This window comes from Roseateles oligotrophus (assembly GCF_025717515.1).
Lineage (GTDB): Bacteria > Pseudomonadota > Gammaproteobacteria > Burkholderiales > Burkholderiaceae_C > Paucibacter_A > Paucibacter_A oligotrophus.
This window is the reverse complement of sequence record NZ_JAJIRN010000004.1, coordinates 164538-181301: the sequence shown is the minus strand read 5'-3', so window position 1 is coordinate 181301 and position 16764 is coordinate 164538. Positions and strand designations below refer to the sequence as shown.

Annotated in this window: 13 protein-coding genes; 5 read left to right on the top strand and 8 right to left on the bottom strand. The window is 63.3% G+C overall.

Annotated features, from left to right (window positions below; genetic code table 11):
- Positions 1 to 42 precede the first annotated feature (42 nt).
- Positions 43 to 645 carry a c-type cytochrome gene (locus tag LNV07_RS09905; protein ID WP_397545555.1) on the bottom strand — a complete coding sequence of 201 codons (603 nt, stop codon included), beginning with the start codon at positions 643 to 645 and terminating at the stop codon, positions 43 to 45.
- Positions 646 to 749: 104 nt separating this feature from the next.
- Here LNV07_RS09905 and yihA point away from each other — a divergent pair, with 104 nt between their 5' ends.
- The gene (gene yihA, locus LNV07_RS09900; RefSeq protein WP_263571002.1) at positions 750 to 1499 is read left to right on the top strand and encodes a ribosome biogenesis GTP-binding protein YihA/YsxC; all 750 of its coding nucleotides are present in this window, start codon (positions 750 to 752) and stop codon (positions 1497 to 1499) included.
- Here the strand turns inward: yihA and LNV07_RS09895 are convergent.
- The 5 genes from LNV07_RS09895 to LNV07_RS09875 all read right to left on the bottom strand — a co-directional run bounded on the left by LNV07_RS09895 (position 1496) and on the right by LNV07_RS09875 (position 8026).
- Positions 1496 to 3508: a DUF1631 domain-containing protein gene (locus LNV07_RS09895; protein WP_263571001.1), complete on the bottom strand. Its 2013-nt coding sequence runs from the start codon at positions 3506 to 3508 to the stop codon at positions 1496 to 1498. The two genes, yihA and LNV07_RS09895, sit on opposite strands and share 4 nt — an antisense overlap.
- Before the next feature lie 206 nt (positions 3509 to 3714).
- Positions 3715 to 5367, bottom strand: a complete 1653-nt coding sequence (gene groL, locus LNV07_RS09890; protein WP_263571000.1) for a chaperonin GroEL — start codon at positions 5365 to 5367, stop codon at positions 3715 to 3717.
- Positions 5368 to 5547: 180 nt separating this feature from the next.
- Positions 5548 to 5838: a co-chaperone GroES gene (gene groES / locus LNV07_RS09885; protein ID WP_263534656.1), complete on the bottom strand. Its 291-nt coding sequence runs from the start codon at positions 5836 to 5838 to the stop codon at positions 5548 to 5550.
- Positions 5839 to 6020: 182 nt separating this feature from the next.
- Positions 6021 to 7397, bottom strand: coding sequence for an MFS transporter (locus tag LNV07_RS09880; protein ID WP_263570999.1), 1377 nt, complete (start codon positions 7395 to 7397; stop codon positions 6021 to 6023).
- Positions 7394 to 8026, bottom strand: coding sequence for a cupin domain-containing protein (locus LNV07_RS09875; RefSeq protein WP_263570998.1), 633 nt, complete (start codon positions 8024 to 8026; stop codon positions 7394 to 7396). Before LNV07_RS09875 ends, LNV07_RS09880 begins: the two co-directional genes overlap by 4 nt.
- A 74-nt stretch (positions 8027 to 8100) precedes the next feature.
- Between LNV07_RS09875 and LNV07_RS09870 the strand changes: the two genes are divergently transcribed.
- The 3 genes from LNV07_RS09870 (at position 8101) to LNV07_RS09860 (ending at position 13779) form a co-directional block, all read left to right on the top strand.
- Positions 8101 to 8997 carry a LysR family transcriptional regulator gene (locus LNV07_RS09870; protein ID WP_263570997.1) on the top strand — a complete coding sequence of 299 codons (897 nt, stop codon included), beginning with the start codon at positions 8101 to 8103 and terminating at the stop codon, positions 8995 to 8997.
- Positions 8998 to 9147: 150 nt separating this feature from the next.
- Positions 9148 to 13101 carry a two-component regulator propeller domain-containing protein gene (locus tag LNV07_RS09865; protein WP_263570996.1) on the top strand — a complete coding sequence of 1318 codons (3954 nt, stop codon included), beginning with the start codon at positions 9148 to 9150 and terminating at the stop codon, positions 13099 to 13101.
- Positions 13102 to 13152: 51 nt separating this feature from the next.
- On the top strand, positions 13153 to 13779 hold the full coding sequence (locus tag LNV07_RS09860; protein WP_263570995.1) for a LysE family translocator: 627 nt from the start codon (positions 13153 to 13155) through the stop codon (positions 13777 to 13779).
- A 24-nt stretch (positions 13780 to 13803) separates the two neighbouring features.
- Here LNV07_RS09860 and LNV07_RS09855 read toward each other — a convergent pair whose 3' ends face one another.
- Together LNV07_RS09855 and LNV07_RS09850 are read right to left on the bottom strand one after the other, a co-directional pair.
- On the bottom strand, positions 13804 to 15690 hold the full coding sequence (locus LNV07_RS09855; RefSeq protein WP_263570994.1) for an ATP-binding protein: 1887 nt from the start codon (positions 15688 to 15690) through the stop codon (positions 13804 to 13806).
- Complete coding sequence (locus LNV07_RS09850) at positions 15621 to 16394, bottom strand: winged helix-turn-helix domain-containing protein (protein ID WP_263570993.1); 774 nt, start codon at positions 16392 to 16394, stop codon at positions 15621 to 15623. Before LNV07_RS09850 ends, LNV07_RS09855 begins: the two co-directional genes overlap by 70 nt.
- Before the next feature lie 116 nt (positions 16395 to 16510).
- Between LNV07_RS09850 and LNV07_RS09845 the strand changes: the two genes are divergently transcribed.
- Positions 16511 to 16723: a hypothetical protein gene (locus tag LNV07_RS09845; protein WP_263570992.1), complete on the top strand. Its 213-nt coding sequence runs from the start codon at positions 16511 to 16513 to the stop codon at positions 16721 to 16723.
- The last annotated feature ends 41 nt before the right edge of the window (positions 16724 to 16764 follow it).

Sequence of the window (16764 nt, the reverse complement as noted above, 5' to 3'; positions counted from 1 at the left end):
AGATTTAAAGCCAGATAGCGGCTAGGCCCTTGGACCGGCGTTTCAGCGCAGACCAGCGATGTAGTCGGAGACGGCCTTGATTTCGCGGTCATTCATCTTGGCGGCCACACCGTTCATTTGCAAGCTGTTGGCGCGACTGCCGGAGCGGAAGGCATTCAGCTGCGATTCGGTGTAGTCGCTGTGCTGACCGGCCAAGCGCGGATATTGGGCCGGGATGCCGGCGCCATTGGGGCTGTGGCAGGCTGCGCAGGCAGGGATCTGGCGGTCGGCAATGCCGCCGCGGTAAATCCGCTCACCTAAAGCAACCAAGCCTGCGTCTTTGGCAAATCCTGGCTTGGCTTGCTTGGATGCATAGAAAGCGGCAACGTTCTTGACGTCTTCTTCCGACAGCATCGCGGCCATGCCCTGCATGACGGGGTTTTTGCGTTGACCCGACTTGAATTCGGTCAATTGCTTGGCCAAGTACTGCGGGTGCTGGCCTTGCAGGATTGGGTTGGCGGGGCTACCGCGCGAACCGTCGGCCGTGTGGCAGGCCGCGCAGACCTGAGTCGAGGTGGCTTGACCCTTGACCAGATCGGGCTTGGCCGGGGCGTGGGCTTCATTCGCCGCGGCGGCGGAAGCAAGCAAAAGGCCAAAAATGCCCATAAGGCTAGATGTCAGAAAAGCGGCAGTCTTAGTCATGAATTTATAGATTCGGTAAGCGCAACTTTAAGATTTTACAATGGCAATCCATTCAGCCAGAATAATCCATGACCAACACCCCATCTGTGTCGCAGCATTCTGCGGAAATTGAGACAACTCCGACGGAAAAAGTGGTGTTGGGATGGACCCACACGGCCCGTTTTCTGACCACCGCCAGCGAGTTGGTGCATTTGCCGGCCAATGAGTTGCCCGAAATTGCGTTTGTCGGGCGCTCCAATGCCGGCAAGTCCACCGCGATCAACACGCTGGCTCAGCAAAAACGGCTTGCTTTTGCGTCCAAGACGCCGGGCCGCACGCAGCATATCAATTTGTTCGAGCTCGGCCCCAAGGACGAGGCCGACGCCTGGTTTGCCGACTTGCCCGGCTATGGCTACGCGGCGGTGGCGCGCTCGGCCAAGCTGCGCTGGCAAAAGGTGATGGCCGACTATCTGGAAGTGCGCCGCAGCCTTTCCGGCGTGGTGCTGATGGTCGATTCGCGCCTGGGCCTGACCGACCTCGACAAGCAGTTGCTGGAGTTCGTGACGCCGCGCGTGCGTACCGGCGAGATCAAGTTGCTGGTCTTGCTGACCAAGGCCGACAAGCTAAACCGCAAAGATGCCGATGCAGCCTTGTTCGGCACACGCGCCTTCTTGGCCGAGAACGCCAGCGCCGAATCCGACATCACGGTGATGTTGTTTTCTGCCCTCAAGAAGCAGGGCGTGGGCAAGGCGGCGCAGATCCTGCATTGCTGGGTTCACCCTCCCGTCAAGGCGGGCGGCGGCGATGGCGCTGCTGAGGCCGAGCGGAATTCCAGTTAGGCCTCGCTCTGAAGATCCTGCATCAGCGAGTCGACGGCATGCTGGACCAGGCTGTCGTCGTCCAAAGCGGTGATCAGGCCATTCGCCAGCAGTCGCTCCACCGCGCCGCGCGTCAGCGTGTGGCGCTGGTCTGCGTCTTGGCCGATGAAGAGGTAGAACTGCTCGGAGTCACTGATCCAGGCGATCTGCGCCGTCAGCCATTCGCTTTGAATGAATAGGTGATACCAGCTGCCGACGCGCTGGCCGGCTATCCAGTTGGATACCGCCGCCATTGAGGCATCGTGGTCATGTTGATCAAATAACTGCATGGCCACCGTCGGCAGTTGAGCTCGGTCGACCTTGGTATGAGCCCAATGCTCCGGCAGCTGGCTTTCTCGCTCGGTCAACAGGTGTTGCAGCAATTCCTCGGGGCTTGGCTCGGCTGTGGAGCTGGTCGCTGCATGTGTTGCGACATGCCTTGCGGCAGTTTCGCTCAAGGCCGGGAGTCCTCGCAAAATTCGGCCATGCTGCAGCATCAGTTCCTGCAGTACCGGCTCGCGCTTGTCTTCGCTCAACGCGATGGCATCGCATCCGCTGCGCAGCTGCGCGATCAAGTCGGGCAGCGCCATGCGCAGTTGTTGTTGCCCGCGCTCGCCGTCCGGCTTGTGCAGGCTGGCCAGCAGATGATCCACCCACTCGATGCCTGCCAAGGCCTGCTGCGAAGTTTGCCCATGCAGCACCATCGCCTGCACGATCACTTCGACCCAGTCAGTTTGCAAAAACTGGCGCAGTTCGGGGCCCAAGGGCGCATCGGCGATTTGTGCCGTGATTTGTTCGCGCAACAGGCGCAGCCATTGTGTGCGCTTTTGTTCCCGCTCCAGTGAGGCCAGTGCCAAGGCACTGCGCTCGCTGCGTTGCTGGGCTTGACTGCTCAAGTGGCTTTCAACCCGCTTCAATACCTGTTGAAACTGTGCCGCAACAGGAATTGGGGCCTCGATCAATGACTGAGTTTCGGCCGTCATGAAACGCAGAAACGCCAGCAGGCGCTCATCATCGGCGCGCTCGAAGGCCATGCCATGTGCCGCCACACGGTTCAGCAAGGCCCAAGTCGGGTGGTCTTGCCGATGCAGCAGATTGCTGTCGTGGCGGGCCAGTCGCACAACGGCCACCTGCAGCCGCGCCAGCAATGCCTTCATTGCTGGCAGCAGACGAGGGTCGGCCAGAATTTGCTCATACAAACGGCTCAGCAGGTCGGGGCCGGGGCCGGCAATGAAGATCGGTGTCGGCGCGCCCACCGTGGGTGTTTGCAGGGTTGTTGGTCGTGTGTTGTGTTCTTGGACACGGCGAGCCAGGCCGTCCAAGGTGGCGGGTTCCGTATTGCGTCGCCCCTGTGCAATGCGTTGTGCAATATCGTGGTCTTGCGCGCGGGCCGCATGGCTGGACACCATCTGACTCAGCTCGGCCGCGCGCAGCCGGGCGCACAGCGTTGAGTAGATGCGGTGCAAGGCTGGCGCCATCGGCGTGGCGGCCACGCGCATCAGGTCATAACGGTGTTGAGGCTCCATTTCGACGCTGGACAGGGCCACCAACAAGGCCTGCGCGAACAAGGCGGCGCGAAGCGGGTTTTCATTCTTGCGGGCACGCGCCGTGCCACGCAGCGCGGCAAAGAAATTACTAAGCTGATGCAGTTCGGGCCCGCTGCCATCCTCGATGGCCTGGATGACATGGGCGATCGCCACATCCTGCAAGGCCTGACGTTCGTCGACCAGGCTTAGCGCGTCCAGGTTGGCAGGCGCGCGGCGCTCCAAGGGCTCTTGGCCGAGTCCGGCTGTTTCCAGCAGCGGCAGCATGGCGCGCTCAAAGTCAGCCGCGAAGCGGCCGCGCATCCGACGCCAGCCTTCCAGCAGCGGGAAATGCTTGGTGTTTGCGTCCAGCTCGGCCTGGATGGCATTCAGCAACTCGCGGCTCAGCCCCGGCGTTTCGAGTCGGACTTCATTCAGCAGCGATTGCAAAGAGAGTGCAGCAGACATGGGCGGAATCAGGCTGGTGTGGGTCGGCTATAGCGGGTGGGGCGAGTGCACAGCCTTGGTTTGCAATTATGAATGTCTGGTTCTTTGTCGCCGCTGCTTACTGTGGGCACTATTCAACGCATTCGTTATAAACGAAAAAAAGGGACCGCATCGCTGCGGCCCCTTTCGGGTTTTTTTTCAAAGCGCTTAGGCTTTGAGGCGAGGCATTACATGCCCATATCGCCCATGCCGCCCATACCACCCATGCCGCCGCCCATGCCGCCGCCTGCAGGTGCTTCTTCCTTGGCGGATTCGGCAATCATGCACTCGGTTGTCAACATCAGCGAAGCCACCGAAGCGGCGTTCTGCAGTGCAGTGCGTGTCACCTTGGTTGGGTCCAGGATGCCCATTTCGATCATGTCGCCGTAGCTGTCATTGGCAGCGTTGAAACCGTAGTTGCCCGAACCGGCCAACACTGCATTCACCACAACGCTGGCTTCGCCACCGGCGTTGTAAACGATCTCGCGCAGTGGCGCTTCGATCGCCTTCAACACCAGCTTGATGCCGGCGTCTTGGTCGGCGTTGGCGCCAACGATGGTGCCTGCAGCTTGCTTGGCGCGCAGCAGAGCCACGCCACCACCGGCCACGATGCCTTCTTCCACAGCAGCGCGGGTAGCGTGCAGGGCGTCTTCAACGCGGGCCTTCTTTTCCTTCATTTCGACTTCGGTCGCAGCGCCAACCTTGATCAGTGCAACACCGCCGGCCAGCTTGGCCACGCGCTCTTGCAGCTTTTCACGGTCGTAGTCGCTGGTCGCTTCTTCGATCTGGATACGCACTTGCTTGACACGTGCTTCGATGTCGGCAGCAGCGCCCAGGCCGTCGATGATGGTGGTGTTTTCCTTGCCCACTTCGACGCGCTTGGCTTGGCCCAGATCGGCCAAAGTGACCTTCTCCAGTGTCAGGCCGACTTCTTCGGCGATGACCTTGCCGCCGGTCAGGATGGCGATGTCTTCCAGCATGGCCTTGCGGCGATCGCCAAAACCTGGAGCCTTGACGGCCACAACCTTCAGGATGCCGCGGATGGTGTTGACCACCAGCGTTGCCAGGGCTTCGCCTTCGACGTCTTCTGCAATGATCAGCAGTGGACGGCCCGACTTGGCGACTTGCTCCAGCGTCGGCAGCAGGTCACGGATGTTGGAGATCTTCTTGTCGTACAGCAGCACGAAAGGGTTGTCCAACAGAGCGGCTTGCTTCTCTGGGTTGTTGATGAAGTAAGGGCTCAGGTAGCCGCGGTCGAATTGCATGCCTTCGACGACGTCCAGCTCGTTGTCCAGCGACTTGCCGTCTTCGACGGTGATGACGCCTTCTTTGCCGACCTTGTCCATCGCGTCGGCGATGATCTTGCCGATCGACTCGTCGCTATTGGCCGAGATCGAGCCAACTTGCGCGATTTCCTTGGAAGTCGTGGTGGCCTTCGAAGCCTTCTTCAGCTCGACGACCAGAGCGGCAACCGCCTTGTCGATACCGCGCTTCAGGTCCATCGGGTTCATGCCGGCGGCCACATACTTCATGCCTTCGCGCACGATGGCTTGTGCCAGCACGGTCGCGGTGGTGGTGCCGTCACCGGCGTTGTCGGAGGTCTTGGAAGCAACTTCCTTGACCATCTGAGCGCCCATATTCTGCAGCTTGTCTTTGAGTTCGACTTCCTTGGCCACGGACACACCGTCCTTGGTCACGGTAGGGGCGCCGTACGAGCGCTCCAACACCACATTGCGACCCTTGGGGCCCAGTGTGACCTTGACCGCGTTGGCCAAGATGTTCACGCCTTCAACCATGCGGGCACGTGCTTCGCCGCCGAAAATTACGTCTTTTGCTGCCATGAAATTTCTCCAAATCTTGAATAAGAACTACGCTTTTGCTTGCCAAATCAATTGTTGGGAAGAAAAGCGTAGCGAGCGTCGTGCTGGCTAAGCGGGCGAAGCGCAGGAACCGGAACGTACTTCCTGTACGTGAGGATTCCGAGCATTCGCCCAACGACGCCAGCGCGTCGCGCAGTAGCTTTACTTCTCGACCACAGCGAAGAGGTCTTCTTCGCGCATGACGAGGAGCTCGTTACCGTCGATCTTGACGGTCTGGCCGCTGTACTTGCCGAACAAAACGCGGTCACCGACCTTGACGTTCAGGGCGATCAGGTCGCCGCGGTCATTGCGCTTGCCGTTACCGACGGCCAGCACTTCGCCTTGATCGGGCTTTTCGGCCGCTGCGTCAGGGATGAAGATGCCCGAGGCAGTCTTGGTTTCTTGCTCGAGACGTTTAACGATCACACGATCGTGCAGAGGACGCAAATTCATCACTTCTCCTAGAGAGTTTCGACACTTTGGTTCGAGGCATTCGGACAGGCCGGACGCCCCGATTGGGGATTTTCGAGATCCGCGTTGACCGGCCAAACCGGGCTTCTTGGATCGTTAGCACTCGCTTGAGTTGAGTGCTAGCAATCGAATTATATGGGCGAGTGGCAAGCTTTCAAGCCCCCTTATGCCGCGATAAGCGCAGGTTTCACCCGCAGCAGGCTGACGAGACCCGCCACCAAGGTCAGCACCGCCCCGATCCCGAGGCCGAGTCTGGGTGCGGAATCGCCCGACGCGAGGGTAAATAGCAGCGTCATGAAAACCCCACCGGCGGTTTGACCGGCCAGCCGGGCGGTCGCCTGCATGCCGCCTGCGGCGCCGGCTCTTTCGCGTGGCGCCGCGAGCAACATATTGCGGTTGTTCGGTACCTGAAAGAGGCCAAAGCCCAGGCCGCACATGATGGTGAAGGGCAGCAAGCTCAAGGCGCTGCCTTGCAGCGGCCAGAGCGCGGCAGCGGCGAGCCCCAGCGCAAGACAGCCGCCGCCCGCAGCGCACAGCCATGCGGTCGAGATGCGATTGGCGAGATGGCCCGCTAACGGGGCCGCGATTGCCACGGTCAAGGGCCAGGGCGTCATGTAAAGCCCGGTCATCAGGGTGCCCTGCCCGAGACTGTGTTGCAAGTAAAAAGGTAGCGCCAGCAAGCCCATCGTCATGCCGGCGAAGCAAAAGACCGAAGCCAGCACCGAGATGTGGAAGGGTCCCGCGCGCAGCAGGTCGAGCGGAATCAAGGGCGCAGGCTTGGGCATCTCTCTGCGGATCAGCGCCGCTAGGCTGATCGCTGCCGTGGCAAACAGAGCGCCGGCCAGCGCAGGCCGCTCCACCAGCAATTCGGCGCCTATCACCAATGCCGCAAAGACAGCGCCATTCAGCGCCACACTGAAGCGGTCCAGCGGCCGTGCCGTGCCGGCGAGGTCGGGCAAGGCACGGCTCGCGAGCAGCACCAGCCCACCCAGAGGCAGGTTCAAGGCGAAGAGCCAGGGCCAACTCGTCAAGGCCAGCAGCATTGCACCGACCGTGGGACCGGCCGCCGAAGACAGTGCCACGGCGAGCGCGTTCCAGCCGATGGCCGCGCCGAGCAAGTGCGGGGGAACGGTCAGGCGCAGCAGCGCAATGCCCAGCGCCATGATGGCAGCTGCCCCGAGCCCCTGCAGAAAGCGCGCCGCGACCAGCCAGGGCAGCGATGGGGCAAATGCGCACAAGGCGGACGCGACCGTGAACAGCGCGACGCCGCTCGTGAACACCCGCCGATAGCCCAAGCTCTCGCCCATTGCGGCGCAGGGCAAAAGGCCCATCACCAAGGCCGTTTGGTAGGCGGTGATGATCCAGACCGAGATGGCCGGCGTCACCTGCAGGGCCCGCGCCATGCTGGGCAGCGCGACGTTGGCGATCGCGGCGTCAAGCACCGCCAGCACCATGGCCGCCAACACGGCGGCGATTGCCGCCTTACGCCTTGGCCCCTGCAACCCGGCGCTTGCCGCTTCGGTCTGCGGCTCGCTGATCACAGCAGGCCCTCGGTCCAGACGCCGTCCCGTTCGACATAGCGCGTCACCTGCTTTGCTTGCTGGTCCTCCTTCTTCAGGTCGCGCTCGGTGAAGCGAAACAGCAAGGCGGGCCCGCTCACGCAGCAGGTGTCATGGATGTCTCCGGGCAGATAAGCCTGCACATGACCGGGCCGCAGCAGCGTTGAGCCCCGTTTCACTAATCGAACCATGCCGTCCGGCTGCTCCAGGCGGGCATAGGTGCTCATCTCGATTTCACCTTGCTGCACCGCGTAGATAACCCAAGCCCGGCCATGGTCGTGGGGTGGCCTGTACAGCCCCGTTGCTTCCGTGTGCGCCAGGAGCATGAAGCCCTGTTCGTGGTCGCGGTAGAGCTCCTGATTGGCCGGGCCATCCCGGTGCAGCGCCGCCAACCAAGCCTCGCTGGCGGGGGCTTTGAGCAAGGCCTCCAATTGCTTGCTGCAAGCGGCGACCACCTCGGTGCTCAGCGGGCCCCAGGCCGACTTGATCCCCGCCATCGATGTTGCAAGTGTGTTGCTGTCCATGATTTCTCCTGCTGTTCCGCTCAAGCGACCGTCGTTCAAGCGCATGGCCAGAAGATAGTCATTCACCAGCGCTGGCGGAAGGCGCATGATTCGCACTCGATACATGCGCGAAACGCCATGTCAAAAGCAGCAACTTAGAGCCAACAACTCGGAGCCTCAGCTTGTCCAGACCCGATCTCAATTTGCTTTTCACCCTGGATGTGTTGCTCGCTGAAGGCAGCGTCGCGGGCGCTGCCCGGCGGCTGCGCCTGAGCCCGTCGGCGATGAGCCGCGCGCTGGCGCGGCTGCGCGAGGCGACCGGCGATCCGTTGCTGGTGCGCGCGGGTCGCGGCATGGTGGCGTCGCCTCGTGCGCTGGCGCTGCGCGATGTCATCGGCCAACTCGTTCAAGATGCCGAGGCGGCGCTGCGGCCGGCCGGCAAGCTCGATCTCGGGCAGGTTGACCGAACCTTCACGCTGCGGGCCAGCGAGGGCTTTGTGGAGAACTTCGGGGCCCAACTGCTGGCGCGCATTGCCGGCGAGGCCCCGGGCGTGCGTCTGCATTTTTTGCACAAGCTGGACAAGGACAGCGGGCCGCTGCGCGACGGCTCGGTCGATCTGGAAACCGGCGTGGTGGACCCTGCCATCGGCCCGGAAGTGCGCGCACAGCGCTTGTTTCGCGATCGCTATATCGGCGTCGTACGGGCGGGCCATCCGCTGAGCGATGGAGAAGAAATCACGCCCGCCCGCTTTGCCGCCGCCGCCCATGTCCATGTATCTAGGCGGGACAGCGACAAAAAAGGCCCGATCGACGCCGCCTTGGCGGGCCTGGGCCTGCAGCGACAAATTGCCACGACGGTCGGGGGCTTCGCGGCCGCGCTGGCCTTGGTGCGGGCCTCCGACTTGGTCACCTGCGTGCACGAGCGGCACAGCGGAGTTCTGTATGCCGGCATGCACAGCTTCGCGCTGCCGCTGCCGCTTGCGCCGTTCACCGTCTCCATGCTCTGGCACCCGCGCTTGGATGCAGACCTGACGCACCGTTGGTTGCGGGGCTGCGTGAGGGACGTCTGCGCCGAGTAGTTCCAAGCAATCGGTCGATTTGGCCGTCTTATCGGTAGAGCCCCGAACTGCGCAAAGGCGAGCCAAGGCTTATGCTTGCGCAAACAATTTGGGAGGCTGAACTTGGCTTTACTGGGGCGCTTGCCGATGTTGTTGGCCTTGCCTAGAACAGTGCGGGCATTGACTCTGCTGCTGTGGCTGGCAGTTTTGCTGGCCTGGCTGCTGGCCGTGCCGCAAGCCTCGGCCAACTCGCTGCACAGTCTGCGCTTTTCGCAACTGGGGGTGGCGGACGGCCTGCCCGGCGGCGCCGTAATCAGCATGGTGCAAGACAGCCAAGGCTTGGTCTGGCTGGGCACTACAGCGGGCCTAGCAAGGTACGACGGACGCCGCATCAAGTCTTTTTATGCGCGCCTGGATCAGACCGACACGCTCAGCCATTCCCTGATTGACGCTCTGCTGGAGGACGAGCAAGGGCAGCTCTGGATCGGCACGCGAGCCGGTCTGGACCGCCTGGACCTGGCGAGCGAGAAGATCCAACGCCAGCCCATGCCCGAGGGTATGGGTTTGGCCGAGCGCCGGATCCTGGCTTTGGCTCCCGCTGCGCCCGGTCGCTTATGGGTGGCCAGCGTCGGCGGCCTGCTCTTGTTTGACAAAGCGAGCCGACGCTTTATGCCCTGGCAAACGGGTTCGACTGCCATGACACCCGACAAGACGCCGGCACGTGCCCTCTTGGCCGACGGCCAAGGCGGTGTCTGGGTGAGTCGCGGCCACCAAGTCTTGCATATTGATTCGGCCGGTCGTATCGGCCAACAGTTCAGCACAATTGACGGGCTATCTACCGCTTCCTTCAAGCCCATCGACTTGATGGTCAATCGCCTCGCGCTGGATGGCCAAGGGCGCATGTGGGTTGGCATGGCCGCAGGCTTGCAAACCTGGCAAATTCCGCCGGACAGCGGGCCGCCGCGCCCCGACCCCTTGGCCGCCAAGTTGCAATTGCCCCGTGAGCGTGTCTTTGCCTTGCTGCTGGACCGGGACCGGGCGATGTGGGTCGGGCAGGGCAGCCGTCCGGCGCTGCACCGTTGGCGCGAGGGCACCGAGCGGCTTGAGAGTTTTCAACATTTGCCGGCGGTGGACAGCAGCCTGGCTGCGGACTCGATCGGCGCGCTGATGCAAGACCGCAGCGGCATCCTCTGGGTCGGCACCCTGCTGTCGGGGGTGAGTCTGGCGGATTTTGGCGGGCGCCGTTTTGCCGCCTATCTGAGCCTGCCCGGCGACCCGAGCAGCCTGTCCAGCGATGTGGTGATGGCGACCGCCTTTGATGGTGCCGATCATCTGTGGGTCGGCACCTATGGCGGAGGGCTGAACCGCTTGCATTTGGCCAGCGGCGAGACCCAGCGGATTTCGCTCACAGCGATGCCGCTGACCCATATCAAGGCCCTGTTGCGCGAGCCGGATGGGCGGCTGTGGGTCGGCGGTGAGCACGGGCTGCAGCTCTTCGATCCGAAAACCCAGCGCAGCCGCACGATCGAGTTGCGCCAGAACTCTGCGGCGGGGGCCTCGATCAGCTCACTCTTGAAGCTGCAGAACGGGGAAGTCTGGGCCGGCAGTTCGGGCGGCCTCTACCGCATAGACGGCAAGGGGCAAGTGCACAGCTTTCAGGCCGATGCGAGCCGCGCCGGGGCTTTGAATCACGCCATCATCGATGCCTTGATGCAAGACCGCGAGGGGAGGCTCTGGATAGGCAGCAAAGGCGGCCTGCATCTTTGGGACCCGCACGCCGAGACGTTTTTGCAGCCGGTACAGGGCAATGCCGATCTGCCCAACCCGGCCGCGCTGCAGGTCTACGGTCTGCGCCAGGACGGCGGCGGGCGCATTTGGCTGGTCACCGAATTAGGATTGTTTGAATTGCTGAGCAAAGGAGCCGGAGCGTGGGAGCTCAAATCCTTCGCCGCGTCGCCCGGCATGCCGTCGGGCGCGTTTGAGTCCATACAAGACGCCCAGTTCGGCGGTATTTGGTTGGGCAGCGAGCATGGGTTGACCGAATTTCTGCCCGAACAGGGGCGGGCGCGCTTCTATCCCAGCGCCAGCCATTTTGGCGGCGGTTTCAACTTTGCTGCGGCAGCGCGTGCCGCTGACGGAACGCTTTACTTCGGCGGCAAGGGTTTGCTGCACTTCAGGCCCGAGGCCTTGCGTGACAACACCCATGCACCCCAAGTCGTGCTCAGCGATTTGCGCGTGTTCAATCATTCTTTGCAGCCCGAGGCAGCGCCGGCGAGTACCGGACAGGCCGGCGCCAGCGGGCCACCCTTGAGTCTGGCCGATCTTGGCATCACAGGGCCGCTGCACCGGGCCAGCAAGGTTCGCCTGAGTCACCGTGAGGCAATGGTCAGCTTTGAGCTGTCGGCACTGCATTTCGACAAGAATCCACTGCTCAAGCATGCATGGCAGCTGGAAGGCTTTGACCGCGATTGGATCTATGGCCAAGACAATGTGGGCCTGGCCACTTACACGAACTTGGATGCCGGGCGCTACCGCTTGATGGCCATGGCGGCCAACCCGGACGGCGTCTGGGGCGAAGCCAGGCAATTGCTGGAGGTCGAGGTGCTGCCGCCGTTTTGGCGCAGCTGGTGGTGGATCAGCGGGCTGGCTTTGCTGACCCTGCTGGCGCTGGGGACGGCCTACCGCTTGCGTGTGCGCAAATTGCACAGGGCCCGCAGCCGACTGGAGCGGGAGGTGGCGGCGCGCACACAGCAATTGGCGCAGGAGAAGCAAATCGCCCTGACGCAAACAGCGCTGGCTGTGCAGTCCAGGGAGGCGGCCGAAAAGGCGCGACATGACATCACGCTGCTGAGCGAAATCGGGCGTCAGCTCACCTCCTCGCTGGATGTGGAATCGATTCAGCGCACGCTCTATCAGCAGGTGGGTGAGTTGATCGAGGCCGCGGTGTTCGGGCTCGGCCTGGTCAATTGGAAGGCTCGCACCTTGGCGTTTGACTTCGTCATGCACAGCGGCGAAGCGTGCATGCCTTATGTGCGCAGTCTGGTCGCGGTCGAGATGCCGTCGGTACAAACGGTGTTGCAAGGCAAAGCGATGCTGGTGGACCAAATCGAACGCGATAGCCGCGTGCTCTACAAGCAGGAAGGGCCCAGCCGGGTTCTCTTGCAAAGCGGCGCCGATCCAGCGGCGGTGAATTCGGGCATTTATGCGCCGATGTTGCTGAAGGGCCAGGTGGTCGGGCTGCTCTTTATGTTGAGCGAGCGCAGCCACGCCTTCACGGCCAATGATTTGGCGATTTTGAGTACCCTGGGCGCCTATGCGGCGGTGGCACTCGACAATGCCGATGCTTACCGTCAATTGCTACTGACCCAAACCAAACTGGTCGAGCAGGAGAAGATGGCCGCGCTGGGGGCCTTGGTGGCGGGCGTTGCGCATGAGTTGAACACGCCCATCGGCAATAGCTTGTTGATGGCCAGCACCTTGCTGGATCGCGGCCGGGAGTTTGCGCAGCATCTGAGCCAGGGCGGCATCCGGCGCTCCGAGTTGGATCAATACTGCCAGGCCAATCAGGAATCGAGTGAGTTGCTGGTGCGCAGCCTGCAGAGTGCGGCCGGCCTGGTCACCAGTTTCAAGCAATTGGCGGTCGACCAGACCTCCGAGCAGCGCCGCCCCTTTGAGCTGCACCAGCTGTGCGGGGAGATTGCGCAAACACTGGGTAATCGCTTGCGCCGCGACGGTCATGAGTTGCATCTTGACGTGGCACCGGGCTTGGAGCTTGACAGCTTCCCCGGCCCGCTCGGCCAGGTATTGAGCAATTTGGTGCTGAATGCGCTCATCCATGGGCTTGACGGCCAGCGCAACGGGCAGCTGACGCTGCAAGCCGTGGTGCTGGATGATGACCGCGTCAAGATCAACTTCAGCGACAACGGCTGCGGCATCAGCGCCACCAATCTTCCTCATGTGTTCGAGCCCTTCTTCACCACCAAGCTGGGGCAGGGAGGCAGTGGTTTGGGACTGCATATCAGCTACAACATCGTCGGCTCGGTGCTGGGCGGCAGCATCACCGTCAGCAGCGAGCCCGGCGAGGGCGCTCGGTTCGAGATCATCATCCCAAGGGTCGCACCTTAGCCGGCTGGTCGATAATCGCCGGCCCTGACTCGCTGGCCTTTCTCCTTACCCATGCTGACCCTCCAAACCGCGCTGACCTTCTTCACCCTGGCCATGCTCCTGGGCTACACGCCGGGGCCCGATAACGTCTTCGTGCTGATCCAGTCGGCCACTCATGGTCGGCGTGCCGGTTTCTATGTCGTGCTGGGCTTATGCACCGGCTTGATGGTGCATACGCTGGCGATTGCCTTGGGGTTGGCGGCGGTGTTTGCCGCCTCGGCCACCGCCTTCACGGTCTTGAAGCTGGCCGGCGCCGCCTATTTGGCATATCTGGCCTATCAGGTCTTGCGTGCGCCGGTCGGCCCGCTGGCCGAGCAAGAGCAGGCCGGCATGAGCCCCCTGAAGATGTATGGGCGCGGCGTCGTGATGAATCTGACCAACCCCAAGGTGGTGTTCTTCTTCCTTGCGCTGCTGCCGCAGTTCGTCAATGCAAGTCAGGGCGCGGTGGCTTGGCAGATCGCGCAGCTGGGCCTGATCTTCATCGTTGCCACGCTGATCTCGTTTGGCTCCATCACCTTTTTTGCCGGCGCGGTCAGCCGCGTCTTGAAGCGTTCCGTCGGCGCGCAGCGCGGCCTGAACTGGCTGGCCGGCACGGTCTTCATTGGCCTGGCCTTGCGGCTGGCGCTGGCCGAGCGTTGAGATGCGTCACTCGGCCGGTGCCGCTCAGGCCAATTGGCTAACTCTTAATTCCGTCGGGCCAAAGCTCAGCGCCAGGGCGGTGGTTTCATCAAGACCCAACGCTTCTTGCGACAGCGAGTCCGGCAGTTCCGGTGCCTGAGCCTGGAACTTCTCTTGCAAACGCTCTCGCAAGGCCTTGAACATCGGGCCGCGTTTGTCGCCGCGCTGCGTGACCAGACCGTCGGCCCAGGCTTGCAGGCGCAGCGCGTCAAGCCAGCGGCCCTGATGGGCCGGCAGCCAGGCCAGCGCGTCGGCCATCCACCAGAGCATGGCTTCGGCTTGCAATGCTGCAACGGCCTCGCGCAGCAATTGAATGGTGCAGGCTTGAGCGTCTTGAGCGATGCGCAAATAGGCCCATTGGGCCAGCACCGGTTTGTTCTGCAGCAGCTGGCCGGTGCTGCGCATTTCGGTCACCGCCTGGTCGAGCAGTTGGGTGGCTGCCGCCAGATCACCCTGACTGCTCTTGAGCTGGGCCAATAGTTGCGCGGAGTTCCAAGCGCCGTAGTCATCTCCCTGGGCGCGTGAGCTGGCCAGGTAGCTGGTGATGCGGTCTTCATAAAGGCTGTCATTGCCCATATCCCGCAGCAGCATCAGGTCGTGCCAGGCGCGAAAGCGACGCTGCCTTGTGCCCCAGGCTTCGGGCTCAAGTGCCCGCATGCGGGCGATGGCATCCACGCGTTGCTCCAGCGGTGCTTGCTGGCGCATCAAGCCTCCAGCTTCGCGATCAAGCGCGACGTAAAGCGCAGGGAATTCACCCAGTTCTCGAAAGGCTTGCTGGGCGCGGCGCGCGCTTTCAAGCGCCAGGGCCGGCGAGATCACTTGGGCCAGCACGCCGAGATGGCTCAGCGCCAAATCAAAACAGGCTTGCAGCCGCGCCGGCCAGTGATCGCGCGGCAGGGTGGCAATCAGCGCGTGGTCTTGCTGCAGTTCGCGCTTGTGACCGGCTCGGGCCCGGTAGTTGGCGCTGGCCGAAAACAGCGCGACGCCTTTCAATTGCAGCGCGGGTTGCTGCAAGGCGGCTTGCAGCGCGGCGCGCAAGCTGTCGTCCTCAAGCTTCAGTTGCGCCAACCAGGGGCGCAGGAAGATTTCAAGCAGGTCCAGGTCGGCTTGCTCAAACAAGGCGATCAAATGGTCGATCAGGCCGCTCATCGCCTCGGTCTGTTCACCGCTGGCTTGCAGACCTTCGGCGGCATAGCTGCGCACGCTGTCATAGAGTCGCCAGCGCGGCGCAATGCCACTCTCGCTGCTGCTGAGCAGCGCATGCTCGCGCAGGCCGTCGAGTGCGTCCAGCAGTTCGGCATCGACGGTTGTGCCCAGCACGGCTGCGGCGGCGTCCAGGCTGAAGCTGCCGGCAATCACCGACAAACGCTGCAGCAACCGCAATTCGGTGGGCTGCAGCAAGGCGCAGGACCAGGCCAGCGCAGCGCGCAAGGTGCGGTGGCGCTCGGGTGCGCCGCGCTCGCCGCGGGTCAGCAGGGCAAAGCGCTCGTCCAGCCGGGCATGTACGCCGGCCCAACCCAAGAGCGGGACGCGCGCGGCGGCCAACTCCAAGGCCAAGGGCAGGCCGTCCAGCATGCGGGCAATGGCGCCCGCCGAGGCGGCGGCGGCCGGCGTCCAGGGCAGGGCGGCGTCATGTTGCTGGGCGCGTTGGCGCAGCAGTTGGACGGCGGCGGTGTCGCTGTTGTCCAAGCCTTCGCTCGCATCGCTTGGCACGGCCAAGGGCGCCACGGCCAGCACGGTTTCGCCGCTGACGCGCAGCGGCAACTGGCTGGTCACCAGCAACTGCAGGCGCGGCGCATGGTTCAGCAGGGCGGTGGCCAATTCGGCGACGGCTTGAACCAGGTGTTCGGCGTTGTCGAGCAGCAGGCGCATGGACAGCGGCGCCAACGCGCGCGCGCCAGGGTCTCGGCGCTGGCCTGGGTGCCCGCGCCCAGGTTCAGGGTGCGCGCCACCGTGGCCAGCAGGGGCTCGGCGTCGGCCAGCGCATCGAGCCGAATCAGCCAGACCCCGTCGGTCGGCACCGCATGGTGGGCGGCGCTCAGGGCCAGACGGGTCTTGCCCACGCCGGCAGGCCCGTGCAAGGTGATCAAGCGCTGGCTGGCGAACAAGCCCTGCAGCTGAGCCAAGTCGGCCTCGCGGCCTATCAGCCCGGCCTGGGCTGCGGGCAGATTGCCTAGGCTGAGGTTTGGCTGGCTGGCTGCTGCAGCCACCGTCGCGCCCGCTGCCTGGCCGCCCGTTGTGGGCTGCGCATCGCTGACCCCCAGCAGCCGGTAGCCTCGGCGCGACACGGTCTCCAGATGGCGCGGGGCCTTGGCGTCTTCATCCAGCGCGACGCGCAAGGCGTTGATGGCGACCTTGAGCACCGAATCACTGACATGGCGATGGCCCCAGACGGCGTCCAGCAATTCGTCCTTGGTGACCAGCCGCCCGCCGCTGCGGGCCAGAAATACCAGCACATCGAAATAGCGCGGCCGCAGCGCCACCGGCTGCTGCTCGCGCAACAGGCGCTGCGCGTGCAAGTCGATCTCGAACGGCCCGAAGGCCAAGCGCTGAGTTGAGGGCTCTAGGGCAGGCATGCGGGGCACTTTAGCAGGCCAAATGTTCGACCTGCCCCCCTGTTTACGCGCAACGCTAACCAAACGCTAACCCGCAGTTGAGGACTTGGGCGGCAGGGCTGCAGACACTGTGATCCATGCCTTCCACACACCACACCAACAAGCCAGCGCCTGCCGCAATGCCCCTGGAAAGGGTCTTTGTGCTGAAGCTGGCCGACAGCGCCACCGCCGGTGAATTGACCGGCCGCTTGGAGCATGTGGTCTGCGGGCGGCAGCTCGAGTTTGGCTCGGCGCGTCAGTTGATGGCGCTGCTGCGGCAGACCGGCCCCGACGGCAGGCGCAAGCCCTGACCCCATCACTCCTGTTCATCCGATCACCACTGCAAGGAATT